This is a genomic window from Cupriavidus pauculus, from assembly GCF_003854935.1.
Taxonomy (GTDB): Bacteria; Pseudomonadota; Gammaproteobacteria; order Burkholderiales; family Burkholderiaceae; genus Cupriavidus; species Cupriavidus pauculus_C.
The window spans coordinates 1799643-1823752 of sequence record NZ_CP033970.1 but is presented as its reverse complement, the minus strand read 5'-3'; the positions used below and the strand labels follow the sequence as shown (position 1 = coordinate 1823752).

Annotated in this window: 21 protein-coding genes; 6 read left to right on the top strand and 15 right to left on the bottom strand. The window is 67.3% G+C overall.

The annotated features are described in order from the left end of the window. Positions 1-205: 205 nt before the first annotated feature. Positions 206-922, top strand: a complete 717-nt coding sequence (locus EHF44_RS26270) for a TetR/AcrR family transcriptional regulator (protein ID WP_216644002.1) — start codon at positions 206-208, stop codon at positions 920-922. On the opposite strand, the gene EHF44_RS26265 is transcribed toward EHF44_RS26270, so the two are convergent. Then, positions 923-1831, bottom strand: coding sequence for a SphA family protein (locus EHF44_RS26265; protein WP_124686594.1), 909 nt, complete (start codon positions 1829-1831; stop codon positions 923-925). 122 nt (positions 1832-1953) lie between these two features. Then, complete coding sequence (locus EHF44_RS26260) at positions 1954-2661, bottom strand: TetR/AcrR family transcriptional regulator (protein ID WP_216644001.1); 708 nt, start codon at positions 2659-2661, stop codon at positions 1954-1956. A 249-nt stretch (positions 2662-2910) separates the two neighbouring features. On the opposite strand from EHF44_RS26260, the gene ilvB reads away from it, so the two are divergent. Continuing rightward, entirely contained in the window at positions 2911-4707 is a 1797-nt protein-coding gene (ilvB, locus tag EHF44_RS26255) for a biosynthetic-type acetolactate synthase large subunit (protein ID WP_124686593.1), read from the top strand. Positions 4708-4793: 86 nt separating this feature from the next. Here ilvB and EHF44_RS26250 read toward each other — a convergent pair whose 3' ends face one another. The 10 genes from EHF44_RS26250 to EHF44_RS26205 all read right to left on the bottom strand — a co-directional run bounded on the left by EHF44_RS26250 (position 4794) and on the right by EHF44_RS26205 (position 16769). Next, positions 4794-5192 (bottom strand): nuclear transport factor 2 family protein, encoded by a 399-nt coding sequence (locus EHF44_RS26250; protein WP_216644000.1) that lies wholly within the window; start codon positions 5190-5192, stop codon positions 4794-4796. Continuing rightward, positions 5189-6055: a fumarylacetoacetate hydrolase family protein gene (locus tag EHF44_RS26245; RefSeq protein WP_124686592.1), complete on the bottom strand. Its 867-nt coding sequence runs from the start codon at positions 6053-6055 to the stop codon at positions 5189-5191. Before EHF44_RS26245 ends, EHF44_RS26250 begins: the two co-directional genes overlap by 4 nt. 15 nt (positions 6056-6070) lie before the next feature. Further along, positions 6071-6649, bottom strand: a complete 579-nt coding sequence (locus EHF44_RS26240; protein WP_124686591.1) for a VOC family protein — start codon at positions 6647-6649, stop codon at positions 6071-6073. Between the two features lie 33 nt (positions 6650-6682). Then, a complete protein-coding gene (locus EHF44_RS26235; RefSeq protein WP_124686590.1) occupies positions 6683-7948 on the bottom strand; it encodes a 2-oxo acid dehydrogenase subunit E2 in 1266 nt (421 codons plus the stop codon). A gap of 20 nt (positions 7949-7968) precedes the next feature. Further along, positions 7969-10644: an alpha-ketoglutarate dehydrogenase gene (gene mdeB / locus EHF44_RS26230; protein WP_124686589.1), complete on the bottom strand. Its 2676-nt coding sequence runs from the start codon at positions 10642-10644 to the stop codon at positions 7969-7971. A gap of 32 nt (positions 10645-10676) precedes the next feature. Then, positions 10677-11222: a flavin reductase family protein gene (locus tag EHF44_RS26225; RefSeq protein ID WP_216643999.1), complete on the bottom strand. Its 546-nt coding sequence runs from the start codon at positions 11220-11222 to the stop codon at positions 10677-10679. A gap of 13 nt (positions 11223-11235) precedes the next feature. After that, the gene (locus EHF44_RS26220) at positions 11236-12456 is read right to left on the bottom strand and encodes an acyl-CoA dehydrogenase family protein (protein WP_124686588.1); all 1221 of its coding nucleotides are present in this window, start codon (positions 12454-12456) and stop codon (positions 11236-11238) included. A gap of 410 nt (positions 12457-12866) precedes the next feature. Then, positions 12867-13970 carry a porin gene (locus tag EHF44_RS26215; RefSeq protein WP_124686587.1) on the bottom strand — a complete coding sequence of 368 codons (1104 nt, stop codon included), beginning with the start codon at positions 13968-13970 and terminating at the stop codon, positions 12867-12869. A 56-nt stretch (positions 13971-14026) separates the two neighbouring features. Further along, entirely contained in the window at positions 14027-15673 is a 1647-nt protein-coding gene (locus EHF44_RS26210) for an FAD-dependent monooxygenase (RefSeq protein WP_124686586.1), read from the bottom strand. A gap of 49 nt (positions 15674-15722) precedes the next feature. Further along, positions 15723-16769, bottom strand: a complete 1047-nt coding sequence (locus EHF44_RS26205; RefSeq protein WP_124686585.1) for a Bug family tripartite tricarboxylate transporter substrate binding protein — start codon at positions 16767-16769, stop codon at positions 15723-15725. A gap of 129 nt (positions 16770-16898) precedes the next feature. Between EHF44_RS26205 and EHF44_RS26200 the strand changes: the two genes are divergently transcribed. After that, positions 16899-17828, top strand: a complete 930-nt coding sequence (locus EHF44_RS26200) for a LysR substrate-binding domain-containing protein (protein ID WP_124686584.1) — start codon at positions 16899-16901, stop codon at positions 17826-17828. Positions 17829-17837: 9 nt separating this feature from the next. On the opposite strand, the gene EHF44_RS26195 is transcribed toward EHF44_RS26200, so the two are convergent. Beyond that, positions 17838-18554 carry a TetR/AcrR family transcriptional regulator gene (locus EHF44_RS26195; RefSeq protein ID WP_124686583.1) on the bottom strand — a complete coding sequence of 239 codons (717 nt, stop codon included), beginning with the start codon at positions 18552-18554 and terminating at the stop codon, positions 17838-17840. A gap of 143 nt (positions 18555-18697) precedes the next feature. Here EHF44_RS26195 and EHF44_RS26190 point away from each other — a divergent pair, with 143 nt between their 5' ends. Together EHF44_RS26190 and EHF44_RS26185 are read left to right on the top strand one after the other, a co-directional pair. Next, positions 18698-19543, top strand: coding sequence for a fumarylacetoacetate hydrolase family protein (locus tag EHF44_RS26190; RefSeq protein WP_124686582.1), 846 nt, complete (start codon positions 18698-18700; stop codon positions 19541-19543). Between the two features lie 66 nt (positions 19544-19609). Continuing rightward, positions 19610-20566 (top strand): VOC family protein, encoded by a 957-nt coding sequence (locus tag EHF44_RS26185; RefSeq protein ID WP_124686581.1) that lies wholly within the window; start codon positions 19610-19612, stop codon positions 20564-20566. On the opposite strand, the gene EHF44_RS26180 is transcribed toward EHF44_RS26185, so the two are convergent. Then, the gene (locus EHF44_RS26180) at positions 20567-21802 is read right to left on the bottom strand and encodes an NAD(P)/FAD-dependent oxidoreductase (protein WP_172966187.1); all 1236 of its coding nucleotides are present in this window, start codon (positions 21800-21802) and stop codon (positions 20567-20569) included. It lies immediately after the preceding gene. Positions 21803-21834: 32 nt separating this feature from the next. On the opposite strand from EHF44_RS26180, the gene EHF44_RS26175 reads away from it, so the two are divergent. Then, positions 21835-22332, top strand: coding sequence for a TetR/AcrR family transcriptional regulator (locus tag EHF44_RS26175; RefSeq protein WP_124686579.1), 498 nt, complete (start codon positions 21835-21837; stop codon positions 22330-22332). A gap of 23 nt (positions 22333-22355) precedes the next feature. On the opposite strand, the gene EHF44_RS26170 is transcribed toward EHF44_RS26175, so the two are convergent. Then, positions 22356-24107 (bottom strand): hypothetical protein, encoded by a 1752-nt coding sequence (locus EHF44_RS26170; protein ID WP_124686578.1) that lies wholly within the window; start codon positions 24105-24107, stop codon positions 22356-22358. Positions 24108-24110 lie beyond the last annotated feature (3 nt).

The window sequence follows — 24110 nt, the reverse complement described above, 5'->3', positions numbered from 1 at the left end:
GCGACACAACTTCCTCTCAAAGCAACACGAAACGCATCGCGGAGGATACCCGATGTGGAGCAATGCCCCGGACTTCGCGCGCCGCGCGCCGTGTATTGTCACGTTCTTGGCGGGAAGCGATGCTGCGTGCGAGCGGACGATTCTCAACGTCACAGTTTGGCTATACTTGTCAGTATGACGATCTGTCAAAAATGACGGAGGTAACGTGAGCGACCATCGCACCAAGGTGGCGGAGAAGAAGCGTCTGCTGATGCGCACAAAGCTGCTGGACGCGGCGATGCGCGTGATCGGCGAACAGACCGGCGCCGCACCGGTCATCGACGACGTCATTCGCGAGGCGAAAGTTTCTCGCGGCACCTTCTACAACTACTTCACGTCGTTGGAAGATGTCATAAACGCGATCGGGCAGGAGATGAACAACCAGATGGTGACGGACATCCTGCCCGTCTACAACGTGCTGGAGGAACCCTGGCAGCGAGCGGCCGTCGGGTTCCGGCTGTTCATGGTGCGCGCGTTGCTGGACCGCAAGTGGGCCGGGTTCGTGATTCGCATCGAGGCCTGGCCGCACACCGCGCAGCTTGCCAAATACATGTCCGGCGACCTTGCCGCCGGCAAGGCGCGCGGGCAGTTCCGCATCGACAACATCGAGGCCGCCACCGATTTCCTGATGGGCGCATCGGCGCGCTGCATCCAGGCGATTGGTCACGGTGTGGACGACCCGCCCGCCTATATGGACGCCGCCACGCGCATGGCGCTGCAAGCCGTCGGTTGTGCCGACGACCTGTGCGACCACGGCGTGGCCTTCTCGCAGTCCTATCTGAAGGCCTGGGCCAGCGGTGAGCTGACCGCAAGCCGCCCGCTCTGGGCGCTGAACCTGAATTCAAAGGATGGCCACCGCTTCCTGGCCCACGATGCGGCCTGACTAGATCGGGAACGCGAACTCGATCCAGATGCGCTCCCCCTTCGACCGGTTGCGCACTGCAAACTCATGCTGATACTTGAGGACAACGGCAGCCGCGGGGCCAAAGACATAACGTAGTTGCGGCCCGATCGCGGCCGCCTGTCCCCGGAAGCCATCCGGGCCCACGCGTTGCCCGTTCTGCTTGTCGTCCGACACCTGCTTCAGGTAATAGCCTTGCACGCCAACTTGCAGCTTCTTGCCAATCGCGTAGCCAACCAGCCAGTCGATCGACCCGATCGTTCCCGAGTGGTACTGCGTGGCATGGTTCGGTGAATGCACTTCCAGTTGCGCCGTGGCCGACAGCTCCCACTTGGGCGAGGGAAACCACGTCGCGTTCAGGTTGGGCTGGAATGCGTAGTAGTTGGTGCCGATGTTGGCCAGGCGCGTCGACGAGTACGACCCGGTCCGCAAGCTGACATCTGGCGACAGGAACGTGAAGAAGGTCTTGTCCGGATTGGTGTAGCCGATCATGAACGGCTGCAGGATGATGTCTCCCAGTCCGGTGCGGGTACCCGAACTCCCGGCCGCATCCACATTGACCCGTGCCACGGGCACCACGATGCCGCTCGATATCGCAAACGGTCCCAGCATCGTGCCCCACGTGTGCACCACGCGCGGCGCGTCCACGAACACGGCGCTGCGAAAGCCGGGTACCGCAGCGTTGCCGTCGGGACCCGCGAACTTGTTCGCGACATAGAACAGCGAGTAGTTGTAGAACTGTGTCCCGCCCGGTGGCGGAAGCACGCCATTGAGCACCGTATTCACGCCGATGGGATAGGTGCCCAGGCCGTTTTCCGTTGCGAAGGCCGTGGCGGGCAGCAGCGCCGCGGCCAACAAGCAAGCGCGGAACGCACGGGGAATGCTGTTCATCTTTGTCTCCAGAGTTATATGAATCTGTCATATCGACAATCATGTCCACTCTAGAGATCAGCCATTGCCGCCACAAGGCCGCCCGCGTCAGGAATTGCCCCCGATTCCCACGTTAATGTCCGTCACTCTGACGTTCTGTCAGCGCTTTCAGGCCCTGCTGCTTCACATCGGCTTGCGTAGGCGCGAGCAAACGCTGCCGCTTTCGCGTCGACCCCGAGACTGCGAAGCGCCATGCGCATGCTGGTGTCGATGTACTGCTGCGGATACCGTGTCCGGCGGAAGTACAACGTGCGGATGCCTTCGAGAACGGTGCCCAGCACGAGATCGACCGCCGCCTGCAGATCGTCGATCTCCATGCGGCCTTGCAGCGCGCCTGCCCGCAGGTCCGCCAACACGCAATCGAGCAGCAACGAGCGGCCCGGCACCAGTTCTTCCCGCAGCGCAAAGCCGGCCCACCGCCGGTCGCCATGGGCGTGCGCCAGAAAGCAGTACATGCCGCAACTGAAGCGCTGCACCGGGTCCGCGAGCAGATCGTGGGCCGGCAGGATCTGCGCGGTGAACTGGTCGCGTACCTCGCGCCCCATGGCCAGCATCGCTTCGTCCAGCGACGCGAAATGCTTGTAGAACGTGCCGCGAGCGATGCCGGCCGCCTTGACCACGTCTTCGATCGACACCGTCAGGTTCGACGGGTCCGACACCAGGTCCAGAATGGCGGACACGATACGTGCCCGCGTGGCCACGCGCTTGGCCTGCGCGACGCGCGAGCGATGGTCCGGCGCGTCGCCGGCCCCGTCGCAAGCGGGCGGATGTGGGGTCGTTGTCATCATCATGTCGTCTCCGCGGTGACGGTCGTGGCCATCACGCCTTGTTCTGCAGCCTCTTTGCTGGCTGCATTCTTGCACCGGATTCAGGCGTCGCGCCACCCCCGCAGAATCGGCTGCCTGCGCAGCCTGCCGCAGTACGTTTCACTGCGATGCGCATCTGGCGCCCGCGATTGCAGCAGCCTCTGCCGGGGCCTTCTTCTTAGAATCGATGCACCTCTTTTCTTCAAGATTCCGAGCTTCGACGGAGATCACGCCATGAACATGCCGGCCCCCGAGTTTCGCCCCAACAACGTTCCTGCTGCGCCGCGCGCCGCAGCGTCGCCCGTCATGCGCGGTGCCGACATGGTGGTACGGGCGTTGCTGGCCGAAGGGGTGACGTCGGTTTGGGGTTATCCGGGCGGCGCGGTACTGCCGATCTACGACGCCATCGCCGCGCAGGACGGCCTGCGCCACCTGCTGGTGCGTCACGAGCAGGCTGCGGTGCACGCCGCCGATGGCTTTGCGCGCGCCAGCGGCCAAGTTGGCGTGGCACTCGTCACCTCTGGCCCGGGCGTTACCAACGCGGTCACGGGCATTGCCACCGCGTATTTCGATTCGATTCCGCTGGTCGTGCTGTCCGGCAACGTGCCCACCGCGATGATCGGCGAGGACGCGTTCCAGGAGTGCGACGCCGTCGGCATCACCCGGCCCATCGTCAAGCACAACTTCCTGGTGCGCGACGTAGCCGAGCTTCCCGTCACGCTGAAAAAGGCTTTCCATCTCGCCCGCACGGGCCGGCCCGGTCCGGTACTGGTCGATATTCCGAAGGACGTGGCACTGGCGTGCGGTGCATTCGACTACCCGGCCACCATCGACATCCGGTCGTACCGCCCCGCGCTGGACGGCCACGAAGGCCAGATCCGCCAGGCGGCAAGGCTGCTGCGCACAGCGCGCCGTCCCTATCTGTACGTGGGCGGTGGCGCGGTCGCCGCTGAAGCCGCAGCCGAAGTCGCCGCACTGGCGCGGCTGGTCGACGCACCCGTGACCACCACGCTGATGGCGCTGGGCTGCTTTCCTGCCAGCGATCCTCGCTTTGTCGGCATGCCGGGCATGCACGGCACCTACGAGGCCAACCGTGCGATGCAGGACTGCGACGTGCTCGTCGCCATCGGTGCACGGTTCGACGACCGCGTCATCGGCAACGTGGCCAGCTTTGCCGCCACGCCGCGCGAGATCATCCATATCGACATCGACCCGGCCAGCATCGGCAAGCGCGTGAAGCCGACCGTTCCGATTGTTGGCGACGCGCGGCGCGTGCTGCGCAGCCTGATCGCCGTGCTGTGCGACACGCCACCCGCACCGGGCAACTGCGAGGCCTGGTGGCGCGACATTGCCGCCTGGCGTGCCACGCAATGCCTGGCGTACGAGCGCGATGCGCAGCGCATCAAGCCCCAGTTCGTGATCGAGACGTTGTGCCAGATCGCCGGCGACGACGCGTTCATCTGCTCGGATGTCGGGCAGCACCAGATGTGGGCGGCCCAGCACTACCGTTTCGGCCGCCCGCGCCGCTGGATCAATTCCGGCGGCCTTGGCACGATGGGCGTGGGCCTGCCGTATGCCATGGGCGTCAAGCACGCCTTTCCGGAGCACGACGTTATTACGGTCACCGGCGATGGCTCGATCCAGATGTGCATCCAGGAACTGTCCACCTGCCGCCAGTACAACCTTCCCGTCAAGATCGTCTCGCTCAACAACGGCTACCTGGGCATGGTGCGCCAGCTCCAGCACGTGGAGTACGAACGGCGTTATTCCGAGTCGTACATGGATGCCCTGCCCGACTTCCCGGCGCTGGCCCGCGCCTACGGGCACGTCGGCATCCAGGTCACCACGCCCGCAGACGTGGAGCCGGCCCTGCGCGAAGCGCTGGCGCAGAAGCACCGCGCGGTCTTCCTGGACATTCATGTGGACGGCAGCGAGAACGTCTGGCCGATGATTCGCGGCGGGCGCGGGCTGGAAGAAATGCTGCTGGGCGAGAACGCGCTGGAGCCCGGCCCCGCCGCCGCGCAACCCTGAAGCATGCGCCTCGGCGTGGAAAATGCCCCCGCTACCGATGGGATAGCGGGGGCACGCGCGGGCACGACAATCGCGGACCGGCCAGCTCAGCGGTTGGTCGCCTGGAAGGTGACCTGCCGCCATCCGTCGGCCTCGCGTCGCCATGCCTGCGAGGTCATCACGTCCATGTCGATCCGCTGCCCGGTGGCGCGCATCTCGATCGACTGCAGCAGACGGCCCACCGCCACCGCCATGTCGCCCTGGATGCGCACTTCCAGGTGGTCGCGGCTGGCCGACAGGAATGCGATCTTGTCGCGCACCATGGCAAGGTAGGTTGGCTTGTCGTCGACCTGGCCATTGGCGTGGATATGGATCACGTCATCCGCGACCAGCGCATCCAGCGTGTCGATGTCGCCCGCCACCAGGGCCTTGCAGCGTTCCGCTTCCAGCCGGCGGATTTCGGCAGCCACAGCGGACGTATCCAGCGTCGCGGTGATGGTGTTCATCGTGCGCCCTCCTCTTCCACGCGGTTCTCGATCTCGCCCAGTCCGTCGATCTCGACCAGCACCCGGTCGCCCGCACGCAGCCACGACGGCGGCTTGTGCGCCACGCCTACCCCGCCCGGCGTGCCAGTCATGACCACGTCGCCAGGCTCCAGCGTCATGGCCGCCGACAGATGGGCGACCTGATCGTAGCAATCGAAGATCAGTTGCGCCGTGCTGGAGTCCTGGCGCTTCTCACCGTTCACAAAGCAGCGGATGCCCAGTGCATGCGGATCGGGCACCTCGTCCGCCGTCACGATCCACGGGCCAAACGGGGCATGCGTATCGAACGACTTGCCGAGCGTGAACTGCGACGTGCGGAGTTGCCAGTCGCGCACGCTGACGTCGTTCGACACGCAGTAGCCAAAGATCACGTCCCTGGCGTTGTCGCGGCTGACGTGCTTGCAGCGTCGGCCGATGATGAAGGCCAGCTCGGCCTCGTAGTCGAGCTGCTCCGACACGCGCGGACGCTCGATCGGTGCGTAGGGGCCGGTGGCGGCGGTCGGCATCTTGGCGAACCATAGCTGCTCGGCCGGCCTTGCCATGCCGGATTCGGCCACATGGTCGGCATAGTTCAGGCCAATGGCCATGATCTTGCCGGGGCGCGGGATGGGCGCCAGCAGCGTGACGGCCGATAGCGCCGTGTCGACGCGGCCGCTGGCGGCCAGCGCTTCCAGCCGTTCACGCCAGACAGGAAAGGCGTCGATCAGGCCAATCATGTCACGGGGGGCGTCGGGCAGCGCCGCGTCGATCTGGACAAGGCCGCCGGGCACGACGAGGCCGATATGGATGCTGCCGGTAGCGTTCTGGTAGGTCGCGAGTTTCATGGTGTATCCCTGGTGTTATTGCGGGCCCTTCTGCTCGGCCGCACGCGCGGCGCCGAGCGCGCAGAGTTCGGCGTCACTGGCGCCGGCCTCCCACATGGCGACCAGCGCATCGGGGTCGAACTCGATGCCCATGATGTTGCTGGCGAACGCCTCGGTCTGGAAGAAGCCGGAACAGTCTGCCGGATCCGGATAGTTGTCCACCTGGAGCTCAATGTTGTTGCCTTCGGGATCGCGGTAGTACAGCGATGTGGTCGGGCCGTGGTTGATGCACCAGACCGGCAGGATGTTGCCTTCCTTCAGGCGCTTGTACGTGCCAAGCAGTTCGCCGACCGAGCGATAGCTGTAGGCGACGTGGTGTACGCCCGCAGCCTCCGGCTGCTTGGCCGGAATGTCGGGCATGTTGAAGAACGCCAGGCGGTGGTGTTCCTCGTCGTAGGTGATGAAGGTCAGCACGTCGTCCTCGAAGACGAGCTTTGCCTGAAAGACGGCCAGGTACCACGCGACGGTCTCCGCGCGGCGCGCGCAGCGGTACACGAGGTGGGCCATCTTGAAAGGGACGACGCGGTCGGCTTGCGCCGCTTGCAGGGTGGTCATGTCAGGTCTCCTGATGATGTAGTCGGAACGCCGTCAAAGCAGCACGCGGCGGAAGTCGGCAATCAAGCCGGCCAGGTGGGCAAGGAAGCGGCCGGCCTCGGCACCATCGACGGCGCGATGGTCCCAGGACAGCGACATCGGCAATTGCAGGCGCGGCTGGAATGCGCTGCCATCCCAGCACGGCTGCATGCTTGCTTTGCCGACGCCAAGGATCGCCACCTCGGGGGCGTTGATGATGGGCGTGAAATGCGAGCCGCCAATGCCGCCGAGGGACGAGATCGAGAAGCAGCCGCCCTGCATCTGGTCGGGCTTCAACTTCCCCGCGCGCGCGGTGGCCGCGAGGTCCGCCATTTCGGCGGCGATGGCGAGCACGCCTTTCGTGTCGGCGTCGCGGATCACCGGCACCACAAGGCCGCTGGGCGTGTCGGCCGCGAAGCCGATATGGACGTAGTGCTTGCGTATGACGTCGGTGCCTTCGAGGCTGACGTTGAACTGCGGAAACGTCCGCAGCGCGGCAGCGGCAGCGCGTACCAGGAAGGCGAGCAACGTAACCCGCGCGGCCTCGGGCTTCGCCTTCTCGTTCAGGGCCACGCGGAATGCTTCGAGCGCCGAGATGTCGGCCTGGTCGAAGTTGGTCACGTGCGGGATGCTGACCCAGTTGCGATGCAGGTTTGCGCCCGATATGCGGCGCACGCGGCTCAGCGGCTCCCGTTCGATCGCGCCGAAACGCGCGAAATCGACCTTCGGCCAAGGCAGCAGGTCAAGGTCCCCTCCCCTTGCCGGCGCCGCGGTGTCCGGCCGGGTCAGCAGCGACTTTGCATGGGCCAGCACATCGGCACGCAGCGCACGTCCTTTCGGGCCTGACGGCCGTACGTCAGTGAGCGACACGCCCAGTTCACGCGCGAGCTTGCGCACGGAAGGGCCGGCGTGGCCGGTGTCATCGCGCACAGCCGACGTGAGGGGCGCAGCCGGTGCCACGCGATCTGACGACGGCACCGGCGGTGCCGCCACGCGTGGGACGGCCGGCTTGGCGACTTCCGGCGCGGCGGCTCCGGCGACCGGCACCTCACCGAACTCGATCCGCGCGATGGGGGTGCCCTTCGACACCAGGTCGCCCGGCTTCAGCAACACCTCGCGGATGGTGCCTGCACGGTCGCTGGGCACATCCATCGTGGCCTTGTCGGATTCGAGCGTGACGACGGGCTGCTCGGCCGCCACGGCATCGCCGGCGCGGATCAGCACTTCGATGACGGGGATCTGACTGTAGTCCCCGATGTCGGGGATCGTAATCGTCTGCATGACTATCTCGGTCTATGGAATCAGCAATGCCACGGCGCGGGCTTCGGATCGGTGGCACCGTCGCACGCCAGGGCGGCCCGATGCTTCTCCGCGTCGACGGCGGCCAGCGCCGCCAGCACGATATGGCGCTGGTCCACCTCGAAGAAGCTGCGCAGGGCCGCCCGCGTGTCGCTACGGCCGAATCCATCGGTACCCAGCGCGGTGTACGGCGCCCGGACGTAGGGCGCGATCAGGTTGGCGTAGGCGCGTACGTAGTCGGTGGCGGCCACTACCGGCGTGTCGCCTGCCAGGCAGGTCTCCAGATGGCTGGGTGTCACGGTGCCGGCCGAGAACACGCGCAGACGCTGCGCCTCCTGCGTCGCGCGGGCGAGTTCGGAGAAGCTCGTCACGCTCCAGACTTCGGCGGCAATGCCCCAGTCGTCGGCCAGCGTATGGGCGGCGGCGATGACCTCGCGCAGGATCGCCCCCGAGCCCAGCAGCCGCACTTGGGGCTGGCCGCTGCCCGTTGTCGCATGCAGGCGCATGCCGCGCAGGATGTCGGCGTGCTGCGCCGGATCGATGGGCGCCTGCGCGTAGTTCTCGTTGGTGACGGTCAGGTAGTGAAACTCGTCCTGCTGCTGTTCGAGCATGCGGCGCGCACCGTGATCGATGATGACGGCGGCCTCGCCTGCAAAGGCGGGGTCCCAGGCGCGGCAGTTAGGAATGGTCGACGCAATCAGGTGGCTGGTGCCGTCCTGATGCTGCAGGCCCTCACCCGACAGCGTCGTGCGCCCGGCGGTGGCACCGATCAGGAAGCCGCGCGCACGCTGGTCGGCCGCGGCCCAGATCAGGTCGCCGATGCGCTGGAAGCCGAACATCGAGTAATAGATGTAGAACGGCAGCATCGCCACGCCGTTGACGCTGTACGACGTGGCGGCCGCCGTCCACGATGACACCGCGCCCGCCTCGGTAATGCCTTCCTCCAGCAGTTGCCCGTCGCGGGATTCCTTGTAGTAGAGCATCGAGCCCGCGTCCTCGGGCTCGTAGAGCTGGCCATGCGGCGAATAGATGCCGACCTGCCGGAACAGGTTGGCCATGCCGAACGTGCGCGCCTCGTCCGCAACGATGGGCACGATGCGCGGGCCCAGCGTCTTGTCCTTCAGCAGGTTGGTGAACAGGCGCACTACGGCGGTGGTGGTGGACACCTCGCGGCCATCGGGCTGCAGCGCGAATTGCGCGTAGCTCTCCAGCCCCGGCACCGGCACCGCGGGCGCCGTCGTTACCCGGCGTGGCAGATAGCCGCCAAGCGCTGCGCGGCGCGCCTGCAGGTAGCGCAGTTCCGGGCTGTCGTCGCCCGGCTTCAGGAACTGCATGGTCTCGACGGCCTCGTCGCTCAGCGGCAACTGAAAGCGGTCGCGGTACGCGCGCAGCGCATCCACGTCGAGCTTCTTCTGCTGGTGCGAAGTGTTGCGCGACTCGCCCGCCTGCCCCATGCCGTAGCCCTTCTTGGTCTTGGCCAGGATCACGGTCGGCCGGCCGGCGTGGCGCCGGGCGGCATCGAAGGCTGCGTACAGCTTGCGGAAGTCATGGCCGCCGCGGCGCAGGCCGTCGATCTCCTCTGGCGTCATGTGCGACACCAGCGCCCGCAGTTCCGGATCGAGGTCGAAGAAATGCGCGCGGTTGTAGGCGCCATCGTTGGCACCCAGCGTCTGGTACTGACCGTCGACCGTTTCGGCAAAGCGGCGCAGCAGCGCGTGGTGATGGTCGCGCGCGAACAGCGCGTCCCAGTCCGATCCCCAGACCACCTTGATGACGTTCCAGCCCGCGCCGGCGAACAGCGATTCCAGCTCCTGGATGATCTGGCCATTGCCTCGCACCGGCCCGTCCAGCCGCTGCAGGTTGCAGTTGATGACGAACGTCAGGTTGTCCAGCTTCTCGCGCGCGGCAAGCGACAGCGCGGCGATCGACTCGGGTTCGTCCATCTCGCCATCCCCGAACACGCCCCACACGCGGCGCCCGGCCGTGGGCGCGATGCCACGATGTTCCAGGTAGCGCAGGAACCGCGCCTGGTAGATCGCGCTGATCGGGCCGATGCCCATCGAACCGGTGGGAAACTGCCAGAACTCCGGCATCAGCCACGGGTGCGGGTACGAACACAATCCGCCGCCATTGACCTCTTGCCGATAGCGGCCCAGTTGCGCCTCGTCCAGACGCCCCTCAAGGAAGGCGCGCGCGTAGACGCCGGGCGCGGAATGCGGCTGGAAGTAGACGAGGTCGCCCTTGCCCGCTTCGCTGTCGGCGCGGAAGAAGTGGTTGAAGCCGATCTCGAAGATTTCGGCTGCCGACGCGTAGCTGGCGATATGTCCGCCCAGTTCGCCATACGCCTTGTTGGCGCGCGCGACCATCGCCAGCGCGTTCCATCGCAGGATGGACGTGATGCGCTCCTCCATCGCCAGGTCGCCCGGATAGGCCGGCTGCTCTTCCAGCGCAATCGTGTTCTGGTAGAGCTGGTACGGATGGGCTGATGGTGCCATGCCCAGATGGCTGGCGTGCTCGGCAAGCCGGCGCAGCAGAAAGCCCACGCGTTCGGCGCCGCCCTGGCGGGCCACGCCAGCCAGGGCGTCGAGCCATTCGCCGGTTTCCTGGCGGTCGGCGTCGTCGGGGTGGTGGCCGCTCGAAGGGATCAAGTCGGTCGGATCGATGGGTTGGGCTTGCATGGCGGGATGGGAACGTTGGAATGAATGCGGGTTCAGCAGCAGTCGGCCGCGTCGCGGTGATCGATTACCGGGTGCCGTGTCGGCATGTGGTGGTACCTGCCGCCGTAGAACAGCAGTGGACCGCGCGGCGAGCCGAAGCGGATGTCCTCGACCTGCGCGATGTAGAGCAGGTGGTCGCCGGCCGGGTGCACGTCGACGGTGCGCGCCACCAGGTGCACCAGGCTGCCGTCCAGCAGCGGGGTCCCGTTGCGGTGGATGAATGGCGGCTCGATGCCGTCCACGGGCCGGCCGCCGAAATGGCCACTCAGGTGGCGCTGGTCGTCCGCCAGGAAATTGACGCCGTAGCAGACGCCAGCCTGCATATGCTGGTGGAACCGCGACGCCGCCCGCACCGACACCAGCACCAGCGGCGGCTCCAGCGATACCGACATGAAAGCGTTGGCCGTCATGCCGGCGGGCGCGCCATCGGCCAGGTAGGAAATGACCGTCACGCCGGTGGCGAACTGCGCCATCGTCGCGCGCAGCAGGCGGGCGTCGAGCGTGGCGGCGGATGGATGGGAGCGGGCGGCGTCATGCATGGCTACGTCTCCGTCAGACCAGCCGCGTCACGGTGTTTTCCACACCGAGCAGCGCCTTGCCGTAGACCTCGAAACCCACTGCCGGCAACGCCACCGCGTGGCGGGCGGCCGTGTTGGCGTCGCGCCACCACCGCTGCATCGGGCTGGCCTCGGCAAAGCTGCCAGCGCCATGCGCGGACAGCAGCACGTTCAGCGCATCGGTGACATGGGTGATGACCTGGCCGGTGTGGGCGCGGATGCGCGCCTTGGTCAGGTAGTCGAGCTCGCGGTTCTCTTGCGCGGCACGATCGATCTCGTCGGCGGCCGCGAAGGCCAGCACGTGGGCGGTATCGATCCGCACGGCGGCATCGGCAATCTGCCCCTGGAACAGCGTGGAATGGCTCTGCTTGTCGTACGACGTATAGGCGATGGCGCGCTGCGGGGCCTTCTCGATCACGTACTTGAGCGCGGCGCGGCCCATGCCGAGCTGCGCGCCGGCCAGGATCAGCGCCGCCACCGGCACGAAGGCGGCCCGGTAGGCGGCCTCGTCCTTGAATTCGGTGGGATAGACGCCGTCCACGGCGTCCAGGATGTTCATCAGCCGGTGCTCAGGCACGAAGACGTCATTGCCCACGATGCAGTTGCTGCCCGACGCGCGCATGCCGGCCGTGTACCACGTGTCCTCGATGGTCACGTCCTCCATCGGCACCAGCGCCAGGTGCTGCGCCTTGAACGCGCCATTGGCGTCCGACTCGATCACGCCCACCATGGCCCAGTCCGCATGGAGCGACCCGGACGAGAAGTACCACTTGCCGGAGATCCGCAGGCCGCCTTCCACGCGGCGGCACTGGGTCGACGGCGTGAACACCCCCGAGACACGCGCGTCGGGATTGGCGCCGAACACGTCGTCCTGCGCCTGCCGAGGGAACAGGCCGGTGAACCACGCGCAGACATTGGTCAGCGCCACCACCCACGCGGTGCCGCCACATGCCTCGGCCAGCGCGGCGGTGACTTCCAGATGGGCGCGCGTCGTGCCTTCAAAGCCGCCGTAGCGCTTGGGCACCATCAGGCGGAACAGCCCCGCGTCGGCGATGGCTTCGATGTTCTGCTCGGCGGCGCGGCGGTTCTGCTCGGAGGCGACGGCATTTTCGCGCAGCAGCGGTTGCAACGCTTCGGCGCGGCGCACCAGTTCCTCCAGCGAGGGCGTGGCATGCGAGGGGTAGAACGCTTCGATGACGGCGGCGGATTGGGACATGGCTAATCTCGGCTGTAAATGGGTGTGATGGCTTGGGAAGCAAAAACGCAGGCGTGCGCGTCTCCCCCGGCCCGGGTCACACCGGGCCGAACGTCATAGGCTCAGGGAAGAGGCGCCGGCGGTTAGCGGGCGGTGTGGCGCCGTCGGCGCGGCGGGATGCGGGGCATGTGGTCTCCAGTTCTTGTACGAATATGTCAGAACGACATTGATGTCTAATGTAGATCGGCAGTGGTTGTGGGACAAGATCAATCTCCTCGGGAATTGCCCGCATCCGGGCGCTGACCGCCGTCACTCTGACAATCTGTCAGTGGCGCGAGGGCAGAAAGTGACACAGGCGACTGCGGGACCAGTCGCCTGTGTGCGGATTAAACGGGCTTGCGGACGATCACGGCGGCCGCGACAACTTCGCCTTAGAACACGTGCCGGACGCCGACCATCGCGCCCAGTTGCGATGCGCCCGGCGTGGGGTTGGCCCCGGGCGAGCCGCTGCTGACCGACAGTGCGAGCTGGCCATCGTTGTTGATGTAGCCCGCCGTGGCGTAGATCGCCGTGCGCTTGGAGAAGCTGTACGTCCCGCGCAGCGCGTAGAGCATCGCCTTGTTGTCGCTGCCGTGGTAGCGCAGGTAGTAGAGCTGTCCCGCCACGTTGAACGCGGGCGTCAGGTCGTACGATGCGCCGGCATACCAGAGGTCGCTCAGCCGGGTCAGGCTGCCGTCGTTGTCGCGCCGCAGCCAGCCCGCGCCCAGCTTGGTGCGGTCGAACAGCGCGTAGGCGTTCAGCGACAGCCGGTCGTCGGACTTGCCGCCCGAGTTCAGCCCGGCAAACGCGCCCGGCCCGCCGCGCAGCGAGTCGTAGGCAGCCGCCACGCCAAAGCGCGGTGTTTCGTACTGGATCATGGCCGACCATTCGCGGCAGTCGGACCGCGCGGCGGGGTTCTCGCCGGCGCAGTTCGTGCCGGCCGGGCCAGGGCCTGCGTTGGCCACGTCGCGCCCAAGGCTGTAGGTGGCGCCCAGTGTCAGGCCGCCGAACTTTCCCTTGTAGGCGATCGCGTTATCGGCCCGGGCGTTCGGTATGTAGCTGTCGATCGATGCCGAGCCGAACGTGTTGGGCCCGAGAATGTCGGGGTCGAGCATGGCCCAGAACAGCATCGTGTACTGGCGGCCCAGCGAAACCTGCCCCCAGTTGCCCGAGAGGCCGACCCATGCCTGCCGGCCGAACAGCCGGCCGCCCTGGTTCATGACGCCCGAGTCCGACGCAAAGCCCGATTCGAGCACGAAGTTCGCCTTCGTCCCGCCGCCCAGGTCTTCGGTGCCGCGCAGGCCCCAGCGCGACGGGACCATGCCGGAAAGCGAGTTCATGCGCACCACGCTGTTCCCCGCGGCCCCCACGTGATTGACGTACTCGATGCCGGTATCGACCACCCCATACAGCGTGACCGACGACGGCGATGCCTGCGCGCACGCGAGTGCGGGCATGGCGCTGGCACAGGCCAGCACCAGATTGCGGAACTTCATGGGTCTCCTCCTTCGTCTTTTAGTGTGCCGGCGTCAAGGCCGGGTACCGCTGGAAGTCAGGCGGGGCGCGCACCTCCGGTGGCCTTCGCCAGCACCGCGGCGGCGTCGGTGGCGCCATTGCCGCGCCAGGCGATGTGGTGGTCGGGACGAATCAGCACCGTGGGCGCGCCATAGAGCGCCTGGACGTCGGCATCGCTCACTTGCAGCACGTCGAGCTGGATGCCGAGCGCGTGCGCGGCCTGCCACCACGCCGTGGTGTCGTGGCCATCGAACGACAGCAGCGTGAAGTCGCGCCCGAAGCGGTCGAACAGCGGGATGCCGTCGACCATCGCGTGCGGCGCCCGCGAGCCGGGCCAGCCGCTGGCCACGTAGTGATTGGGATCGTCTGGCGGCGGCGTGCCCGGTTCTTGCGCGACGATGGGGCTGTCGAGGTATCGCACGCCCAGTTGCAGGCCCGGGATATTGATCTCGGTCGCGACATGCACGGCCAGCGCGCGCCCCAGTTCGGCACGCGCCGCGTCGCCCGGCGCGCCTGCCAGTTCCAGGCTCGGGGCAATCGGCACGTTGCCGATGCTGTCGGCCATGCGGCGCGCGAACGCGGTGTTGCGCACCGCCATGGGCCGGCGTTCCAGGTCGTAGCTGTCGAGCAGCGCCGGCGGCGCGCTACCCTGCAGCACAGCAGCCAGCTTCCACCCCAGGTTCACGGCGTCGTCGATCGACGTGTTGTAGCCCATGCCGCCCGTCGGCGTGAACAGGTGCGCGGCATCGCCGGCCAGGAAGCAGCGGCCCGCGCTCAGGCGGGTGGCCACGAGCGTATAGCCGGCCACCCACGGCATCATGCCGATCAGCCTGAAATCGTGCGGCGCGCCCACGACGGCCAGCGCCGTGGCGCGCGGGTCGATATCGCTGGGCTGCTGGCCGTCTTTCAACTGCACGGCCAGCAGGAACGTGTCGACTCCATCGATGGCGATCAGCAAGCCGCGCTGGCTGGCGTTCACGGCCCAGTACTGCCACGCCCGCTCCTTGCCGAGCACGTCGTACAGGTCGCTGGAGCGAAAGTAGATCGACAACATCTGCCCGCCGAAGAAATCGCGCTTCTCGCCGCCCTGCCCTTCGTACTGGATGCCGAGCGTCTTGCGCACCAGGCTGCGCGGGCCGTCGCACCCGACCACGTAGCGGGCCGTCACGCGCCACGGCGCTCCGCCGTCATGCGGGGCGGCGTCCACCTCCACACCCTCTCCCAGGTCGGCCACCCGGACGGCCCGATGTCCGAAGCGCAGGTCGACGCTCGGATACCTGGCGGCCTCGCGGCGCAGGATGGGCTCGATATACATCTGCTGGGCGCGGTGCGGCAGCTCGGGCGTGGGCCAGGCGGACGCGCCATAGTCGCCAAACACCGCGCGGCTGGCCGCCTGCGCCCGGCTGGGCACGCGGAAGCGCGACAACTCGGCATGGGCCAGGCGCGTGCAGTAGACCAGGTCCTGCGGATAGTCGGGCGGCAGGCCCAGCGCGCGCACATCCGCCGAAAAGCCACGGCGGCGGTAGTGTTCCATCGTGCGGGCGGATGTCGCGTTGGCCTTCGGGAAATCCGGCGGATCGACATCCTCTTCCAGCACCAGGCATCGCACGCCGCGACAGCCCAGTTCGATGGCCAGCATCAATCCGGCCGGACCACCCCCGACGATCACGACGTCGGTATCCACGGTGTTTGCAACTGACGTGTTCACAACTGATCTTCCTGTCTGCTTCGGATTAATTGACCGTGGCACCGGTGCGCTTGATCAGCTCTGCATAGCGCTGGCTGTCGCGTGCGACCCACTCGGCAACCTCGTCGCTGCTGCCGGCTGCTGGCGCAAAGCCGAAGGTGGCCAGCTTTGCCTTGACGTCCGGGTCGCCCAGCGCCGTGCGCACGGCCTTGCCGATGGCGTTGACCGTCGCCGGCGGCGTGCCGGCCGGCGCCAGCAGTGCCACCCAGCTCGATGCTTCCAGCCCTGCCGGGCCACCCGCCTCGGCCAGCGTCGGCACATTGGGCAGCACCGGCGACCGCGCGCTGTCGGCCACGGCCAGCACGCGCAGCTTGCCCGCCTGGATCAGCGGGCCCGCCGTGGCATAGGTGCCCAGCGCCCACGTGACTTCGCCGTTGGCCACGGCGGTGTAGAGCTGCGCCGTGTCCTTGTACGGGGCGTGCAGCATCTGCGTGGCCGTGGCCGCCTCAAGCTGCGCCGCGCCCAGATGGCCGGTACTGCCAACCGCCCACGAGCCGTACGTCACCGCATCGGGTGCCTTCCTGGCCGCAGCGATCAGTTCGGGCACCGTGCGAATCGGGCTTTGCTGCGAGACCACGATGAAGAAGGCTGTGCGGTACAGGCCAGTGACCGGCACAAAGTCGCGGCGCGGGTCATAGGGCAGCCGCTTGAACAGGCCGGGATTGATGGCAAGGTGCCCCACATCCGCCACGACCAGTTCGTGCCCGGTAGCCGGCGCACGCTTGCCCGCCTCCATCGCGATGAAGCCGTTGCCGCCCGGGCGGGAATCGACGATGACGGGCTGGTTCCAGACCTTGCCGAGCTGTTCGCCGAGCAGGCGCGATACGGCGTCGGGGCCGCTGCCGGCCGGGAAGGGGCTGATCAGCCGGACCGCGCGGGACGGAAATGCCTGCGCGTGTGCCGACGGCGCCGCCAGCAGCGCTAGCGCCGCGCCAGCGGAGACGGCCGCAAGCGTCAGCAAGGCGCGGGGTAAGTACGTGGTGGGCGCGGGGGCGCCGGCCGGCACGATGCGGCCAGCGTGGGGGCGAGTCATGAATTGTCTCCGTGTGGTTCTTATGTATGTGTACGCCATCGTAGGAAGCCCTACTGACAACCAACAGATGGCAGAATTGCCCCATCGATGCCTGGTTGGCATCAGTCCGCGCGAATCCAAGGCCATCCTATGAAACTGCATCACCTGCGCGACTTTGTTGCGATTGCCGAGACACGGAGCATCCGGGGCGCCTCGCGCCAGCTTGGCCTGACCCAGCCGGCCCTGACGCGCAGCCTGCGCGAACTGGAGACCGAACTGGGCGCGCCGCTGCTGGAGCGGCACGCGCGCGGCGTGGTGCCGACGCCCATCGGGCAGGCGTTCCTGCGCCGCGCCCATGCCGCGATGGAAGAGATTCGGCGCGCACAAGAGGAAGTGGCCCAGATGCGTGGCACGCAGACGGGCACCGTGGCGGTGGGTCTGTCCGGCGCCACCTGGCTGGGGCTGGTGCCCGAGGTGTTTCCGGCCTTCCGCAAATCGCATCCGGCCGTCCGGCTGCGCATGGTGGAAGGCTTCTTCCCGGCGTTGGAAGGCCGCCTGTCGGACGGCACCCTCGATTTCTACATCGGCCCCCGGCCCGAGCGCATCGACGCCGACCGCTACAGCGTGGACCTGCTGTTCCAGAACGATCGGGTGGTCGCCGGGCGTCGCGGCCACCCGCTGCGCCAGGCCCGGCAACTGGCGGAGCTGGTCGACGCGGAATGGATCCTGACGGGCGCGCGCGAGCCGCTGGAGCGTGAGTTTGCCGAGGTGTTCGCCGGCTACGGCCTGAATCCGCCGGTGGCCATGGTGCAGGCCGAATCGATGATCGGCGTGGCGGCGCTGCTGTCGATGACCGACGCGCTGGCGCTGCTGCCCCGCCAGTGGATCGACTCGCCGCTGTTCGCCGGCGTGGTGGAGATGATCGCCATCGAGGAACGGATGGACAGCGCCGATATCGTGCGCATCGCCCGTGCCGGGCTGCCGCTGACGCCGGCGGCATCGCATCTGGCCACGCTGTTCGAGCGCGAGGCCGGCCACTACGCCCGCCAGCGCGCGGCGCGGCACGCCCTGCCCGGCTAGCCGCGACGCTCAGTCCGCGGCTGGCGGATTCGCGGCAATCCGCTCGAAGATCACGCCCTGCGGCGGCTGCGTGTCAGGCAACGGCGCATAGGCAAACGCCGTGGCCTCCGTTTCCGGCAATCCCAGCGCCCGGAGAATGGCCAGGATCACCTGCTCGGGATAGTCGGCGGCCGCGCCGGGCCGCAGCATCGTGCCGATGCCATACACCAGCGCACCCAGCGACAGGTCGCGCGCCACGTCCACCTGCGCGATCGGAAAACGGCCGCTCTCGATGCCGATCTCCAGGTCGCGCGTCATGTAGGCGTCCAGCAGGCGCCCCCGCGAACCCCGCCGCGTGCCCACGCGCGTGATGAACGCGCCCCACAGCGGGTAGCGGATCGCCATATGCATGTAGAGCCGGCAGCCCACTGCCATGCGCATCGCCGGGTCGTCGAACCGCCGCACGACGGGGTCGATGACGGCCAGCACCTCGTCGCTCACCTCGCCCGCCACCGCTGACAGCAACTCGCCCGTGGTACGGAAATAGTTGTAGAACGTGCCACGCGCTACCCCGGCGGCGGCGATGAAGTCGTCGATCATCGCGCCATCGGGGCCCTTTTCGGCAAAGACGGCCAGGGCCGACTCCATCAGCCGGTTGCGGGTGTTCTCCCGCCGGATGGCCGCCACCCGGGTGCGGTGGTCTTCGGTGGGCGACTCGGGTACGTCGATCTCGCTTTTAGCTGACATATCTGTCATTCCATGGATGGCGCTCGATTCTAGCAGCGCGACCGTCGCGGGTTTCCCCTAGTCAATTCCATATTGATGAATTCGTCAACTTGACTAGAATTCTACCTGACAAGTTCGTCAAGATGAAAACCGGAGACTCCAGGATGCGTTTCGTCAGTGTTGAATTTCAGGGCAAGCATGCGGTGGGCGTGCGGGAAGGCGGCAGGATCCGCGTGCTGGGCGACGAATCGCTGGAGTCGCTGCTGGCGCGCGGCGTGGACCTGGTGGCCCATGCCGCGCAGGCCAGTGGCGGGGAATGGCTGGACATTGGCGAGGTCAAGCTGCTGCCGCCGCTGTCGCGCCCGCCCAAGATCATCTGCGTGGGGCTCAACTACGCCGACCACACGAAGGAAAGCCCGTACGAGCAGCCCGATTACCCGACGCTGTTCTTCCGCGTCCACACGAGCCTGGTGGCACACGGGCAGCCGCTGGTGCGGCCCGCCGTGGAAGACTGCGCCGGGCTGGACTTCGAGGGCGAAGTGGCCGTGGTGCTGGGCAAGGGCGGCCGCCATATCCGCAAGCAGGACGCGCTGTCGCACGTGGCGGGCTATTCGCTGTTCAATGATGGCTCGGTGCGCGAGTACCAGTTCAAGGCCCCGCAGTGGACGGTGGGCAAGAACTTCGACGGTACCGGCGCTTTCGGGCCGGACCTCGTGACCGCCGACGAACTGCCGCCCGGTGCGCGCGGCCTGCAGTTGCAGACGAAGCTGAACGGCCAGGTGGTGCAGTCGGCCAGTACCGACGACATGATCTTCGACGTCGAGACGCTGATTTCCATCATCTCGCAAGCCATCACGCTGGAAGCGGGCGACGTGATCGTCTCCGGCACGCCGGCAGGCATTGGCTGGGCCCGCGAGCCCAAGCTGCTGATGAAACAGGGCGACGTGTGCGAGGTGATCGTGGAAAAGATCGGCACGCTGTCGAATCCGATCGTCGACGAAGCAAAGTAACCCGCCGCCAGCGCATGTAGAACAGGCCGCCAGCGTACGCGCCGGCGGCCAATCCCGGAGACAGTCATGCCCGATACACAGGTGGCGGGGGCCCGCGCGGCCGTCCATTCGATCGACCATTTCGCGCTGAACGTGCCCTCCCTTGCCGACGCCGCCCGCTTCTACCGCGCGTTCGGGCTCGACGTCAGGGAGCCCGCCGGTGGCGCCGAGCTGGCCCTGCACGCGGCCGACGGACACCGCTGGGCGCGCATCCTGCCGGCTTCCACCAAGTCCCTCGCCTACCTGAGCTTCAATGGCTACGCGCGCGATATCGACACGCTGGCGCGCCAGGTCCACGCATCCGGCGCCACGCTCGCCAGCCCCCCGCCCGGTGCGGACCCGGAAGGTCTGTGGTTCCACGATCCGGACGGCAATCTGCTGCAGGTGCGGGTGGGTCCCAAGACCAGCCCCAGCGCCAAAGCGCCGCACGTGACCGTGGGCGCTGGCGCCAATGCGCGTGGCGCCGTGGTGCGCTCGCAGGTGCAGACCGTCCATCCGGAGCGGCTGTCACACGTGCTGCTGTTCACGCCCGATGTGCTGCGGGCGGTCGATTTCTACGCACGCGCCATCGGGTTGCGGCTGTCCGATAAGTCGCTGGACATCATCGCATTCACGCACGCCCCGCACGGCAGCGACCATCACCTGGTGGCGTTCGCCAAAAGCACCGCCCGCGGCTGGCACCACGCCGCGTGGGATGTCCGCGACCTCGACATGGTGGGGCAAGGCGCGGCGCAAATGGCGGCCGCCGGGTACACGCGGGGCTGGGGGACGGGCCGCCACGTGCTCGGCTCGAACTATTTCCACTACGTGCAGGACCCGTGGGGATCGTTCAACGAGTACTCGGCCGACATCGATTTCGTCGCCGCCGACCACCCCTGGCCGGCCGGCGATTTCGCGCCCGAGGACTCGCTCTACCAGTGGGGCCCGGACGTGCCGGCGGACTTCATCCGCAACACCGAAGCACCGGACGACGCCGCGCAGTGACTACACCGCCGACAGCGGACGCAACACCGGTGGCCGCTGCAGGTCCGGAGACGCCGCCGCGAGAATGTCGGCACGCACGCCATTGCGGGGCGGATAGATGCGTTCGCGGTTGATGACCTGCTTGGTCTGCTTGGCCTGCTCGCCCACGGCAACCACTTCGCGGTTCCAGCCCTGGGCGTAGACGGCACCAGCCGGGCCGAGGTCGATGATGTTGGTGTACCAGTCGATGTTCAGCGCCAAAAGGTCCTTGCCGAACAGTTCGCACACCGCGTTGTGGCCCGCGTAGCGACCCATCGGCCGGGCATGCTGGCAAGACATGACGGACGGATGCACGCCGTCTATCAGCGCGTGCGCGACGTCGCCCGCCGCGTACACGTCGTCCACGCCCTGCACGCGCATGTAGGCGTCGACCATCAGCCGGCCCTGCGCGTCGCGCTCGGCACCGAAACACGCGGTCAGCTCGCTTGCACGCATGCCGGCGCACCAGACCACGGTGGACGTGTCCAGATGCCGGCCATCGGACAGTGTCAGGCCTTGCGCGTCCAGCGACTTGACCGTTGTGCCCGGCAGCAGTTCGATGCCCAGTTGCCGGCAGGTCTGCTCGATCACGGGCTGGGCGCCGCCAAGGTGGCCGGCGATCCGGGCGCCACTGTCGACCAGGATCACGCGCACTTGCCGGGCCGCATCGGGCTGGCCGGCAGCCACGGCCACGGCCCGCAGGCGCGCCGGCAGCTCGCAGGCCAGTTCCACGCCCGTGGCGCCGGAACCAACCACCACGGCCGTCCACTGGCCGGGAGACGGTGCACGGCCCGTCAGCGCGGCGATGTGGTCCTGCAGGCGGCGGGCCTCCGCGTAGGTGTCGACGTCGAACGAACAGACATCCACGGCCGCGATCTGCGGGCGGACGAGCTTGCTGCCGCTTGCCAGGATCAGCTTGTCATAGTGCTTCAAGATCGTCCGGCCATCGCGCTCGATGGCCACGGACCGCGCCCTGGGATCGATATCGGCCACGATGCCCACCTGCAGCGCCACGCCGATCGGGTCCAGCACGTCGTGCAGCGGCACCAGCGTGGCAGCCAGGTCATCCTCATAGTTGCGCACGCGGATGCTGTGCTGATCGTCCCGATTGACCAGCGTGATCTGGACGGCCTTGTCCAGTTCTTGCGCCATGCGCGCCGCCGCCGCAGCCGCCCACAGCCCGGCAAAGCCCCCACCGATGACTACGATTTCCTTCACGTGAGTTTCCTCGCTGTTTGGGGCCATGCCCCGTGTTTGACTGTGCCGATCGACATGGGAATATATCGCTCTACCAGTACTTTCCCAACAAGGCGTCGCTGCTGGCCGCGCTGCACCAGCGGCACGCCACCGAGATGGCCGAGTCGATCGAAGCCGTGCTGGCCGCGCCCCATGGAGAGGGCCTGCCGGGGGCGGTTGCCAGCCTGATCCGCGCCACCATGGCCGCGCATGAGGTGGAGCCCGAACTGCATCGTCTGCTGGAAAGGGAACGGCCGCTGCTGGAGGCCAACATGGGCGCGGCCGGGGATCGCATCCATCGCCACGTGGTCGAGCTGCTGCACCGGCATCGTGCCGCGTTGCGCCACGACGACCTGGACATGGCAGCCTGGATGACGATCAAGATGACGGAGGCGCTGGTGCACGCCGCCGTGCTGGAAACCGTGGACGGCAAGGACGCCCGAAACGTCGAGGGCGCCATCGTCGACGGCATTCTGGGGTTTCTGTCGGCGGCGCCGGCCCGCCGGAACTGAAGCGGGCTGGCGTCCCTGGGCGCTCAGCGCAGGGCAGCCTGCGGCACGACCGACGCGTCGGCGATCAGCACCGGCCAGTCTGCAACCGGCACGGAGAACGTCACGGTGTTCGGACTGTTGGCGGCGATGCCACCAGCCGGCACTGCATAGACCCTGCCGTCCATCATGTCGACATAGCGCGGCTGGCTGCCGGCAGCGGCCATTTCGGTGAAGCCGATCTTGCTGCAGGTAACCTGCACCACGGCACGCGGCTCCGCGTCGTCGGCCACAGGCAACTTCGTCATCTTCCAGACGCCGATGACCGTGGAGGCCGCGCCGTTCCTGGTCTGCTTCCAGGCGTGGGCGGTATAGCCGGCCGGCGCCACGCAGCCGTGATCCGGTACGGGCTGCATGCGGTTGTCGAACAGGGCCGTGACGTTCTGGAACGCGCCGTAGGCGATCTTCTTGCCGTGGACGCGCTGGTCGCCATTCAGGAACGGCGAATCGTTGTTCGGGTCCCAGACGCCGGTGGTAAGCAGCCCCTTGGTGTTCTTGGCGTCGTTGTAGTGCAGGTCGGTGATCGTGAACATGCTGGTCTCGATGCCGCGGGCCAGGTCGCCCAGCACCCGGCGCAAGTTGTACTTCGCCTGGTTCTTCTCGGTCCAGACCAGCGCGCCCTGGTTGCACATCGCGTAGGTGTTGCACGGGGTGGACGGGGCGCCGTTCTCGTCCATGCGCACGCGGAAGCCGTAGCCCGCCACCAGTGCCAGGAAGTTGTCCATGCTCTGCTTGTCCCAGGCCGAGTGGTCGTAATCCACGGCGGTCGTGTAGGGGTGGAACGCCACGTAGACGTCCCCGCTCGGCACGCTCGGCCCCTTGTTGTCGTAGAAGTACTTCAGCGACGTCAGGATGTAGTTGCGCGCCTCCTGGTTCGCGGCGCTGTCATTGCAGTTTTCCAGGCAGCCCAGCACGTAGTGCACCGTGTACCACGACCCGATCGTCAGCTTGGCCTCGGGCTGGATGCGCTTGATCAGCCTGGCGGTCTCGACGATGAGCGTCTTGTAGGTGTCCAGGTCCTTGGTGGGCTCGTTCCAGATCTGCCAGTCGTTCACCTTGTCCTTGTAGCGCATGACCGTGGCGGCCACGAAGTTCAGGAAGCGCTCCTTGCCTTCGCCGGTCGGAAACGCGCCGCCCAGGCTTGCGGTGCCGCAGTCGGTGCAGCCGGGACGCACGTTGCCATAGCCCAGGAAGACCAGCGGCGCCTGCCCCTGCGCGATGGCGCCGTCGACGATTTCGTCGAGTTTGGCGAAGTTGTAGGTGGCGGGCGTGGTGATGGTTTGTTCGATGTCGTTCCAGCCCGACTGGACGCGCACCTTTGTCGTCCCGAGCGGATTCAGGTACTCGCGCCAGTTCGAGAACACGCTGAAGTCGCGGTCGGTGGTCTCGCCGCCGATCATCAGCGTGCTGCTCAGGCCCTGGGCCTTGAGTTCCATCGTGGTACGCGGCTTGATGCGGCCAAGCTGCGTGTAGCCGCTGGCGGCCACCGGCTGCAAGGCGGCGTAGCTGGCCGGGTCCGCATCGAGAATGGCGCGGGTTTCGGCGCTGACCGGCGGATTGATGGACGGCGTCGGGCCGGGCTGGGTGGGTGAATTGGCCGGCGGTGGCGCCGTGGGGGAACTGGTTGGCGGTGTGCCAGCCGATGCCGGGGAGTCGTCGCCCCCGCAGCCGGCCATGACGGCGGTCAGCGCTGCCACTGCGACAAGGCTGGCGAGTTGGGTCAAGTTTCGTTGGTACATGTG

Excerpts from the sequence above, each read along its gene's own strand:
- EHF44_RS26265 (WP_124686594.1), bottom strand. The coding sequence starts at position 1,831 with ATGAACAGCATTCCCCGTGCGTTCCGCGCTTGCTTGTTGGCCGCGGCG.
- EHF44_RS26260 (WP_216644001.1), bottom strand. The coding sequence starts at position 2,661 with ATGATGATGACAACGACCCCACATCCGCCCGCTTGCGACGGGGCCGGC.
- ilvB (WP_124686593.1), top strand. The coding sequence starts at position 2,911 with ATGAACATGCCGGCCCCCGAGTTTCGCCCCAACAACGTTCCTGCTGCG.
- EHF44_RS26250 (WP_216644000.1), bottom strand. The coding sequence starts at position 5,192 with ATGAACACCATCACCGCGACGCTGGATACGTCCGCTGTGGCTGCCGAA.
- EHF44_RS26245 (WP_124686592.1), bottom strand. The coding sequence starts at position 6,055 with ATGAAACTCGCGACCTACCAGAACGCTACCGGCAGCATCCATATCGGC.
- EHF44_RS26240 (WP_124686591.1), bottom strand. The coding sequence starts at position 6,649 with ATGACCACCCTGCAAGCGGCGCAAGCCGACCGCGTCGTCCCTTTCAAG.
- EHF44_RS26235 (WP_124686590.1), bottom strand. The coding sequence starts at position 7,948 with ATGCAGACGATTACGATCCCCGACATCGGGGACTACAGTCAGATCCCC.
- mdeB (WP_124686589.1), bottom strand. The coding sequence starts at position 10,644 with ATGCAAGCCCAACCCATCGATCCGACCGACTTGATCCCTTCGAGCGGC.
- EHF44_RS26225 (WP_216643999.1), bottom strand. The coding sequence starts at position 11,222 with ATGCATGACGCCGCCCGCTCCCATCCATCCGCCGCCACGCTCGACGCC.
- EHF44_RS26220 (WP_124686588.1), bottom strand. The coding sequence starts at position 12,456 with ATGTCCCAATCCGCCGCCGTCATCGAAGCGTTCTACCCCTCGCATGCC.
- EHF44_RS26215 (WP_124686587.1), bottom strand. The coding sequence starts at position 13,970 with ATGAAGTTCCGCAATCTGGTGCTGGCCTGTGCCAGCGCCATGCCCGCA.
- EHF44_RS26205 (WP_124686585.1), bottom strand. The coding sequence starts at position 16,769 with ATGACTCGCCCCCACGCTGGCCGCATCGTGCCGGCCGGCGCCCCCGCG.
- EHF44_RS26200 (WP_124686584.1), top strand. The coding sequence starts at position 16,899 with ATGAAACTGCATCACCTGCGCGACTTTGTTGCGATTGCCGAGACACGG.
- EHF44_RS26195 (WP_124686583.1), bottom strand. The coding sequence starts at position 18,554 with ATGTCAGCTAAAAGCGAGATCGACGTACCCGAGTCGCCCACCGAAGAC.
- EHF44_RS26190 (WP_124686582.1), top strand. The coding sequence starts at position 18,698 with ATGCGTTTCGTCAGTGTTGAATTTCAGGGCAAGCATGCGGTGGGCGTG.
- EHF44_RS26185 (WP_124686581.1), top strand. The coding sequence starts at position 19,610 with ATGCCCGATACACAGGTGGCGGGGGCCCGCGCGGCCGTCCATTCGATC.
- EHF44_RS26170 (WP_124686578.1), bottom strand. The coding sequence starts at position 24,107 with ATGTACCAACGAAACTTGACCCAACTCGCCAGCCTTGTCGCAGTGGCA.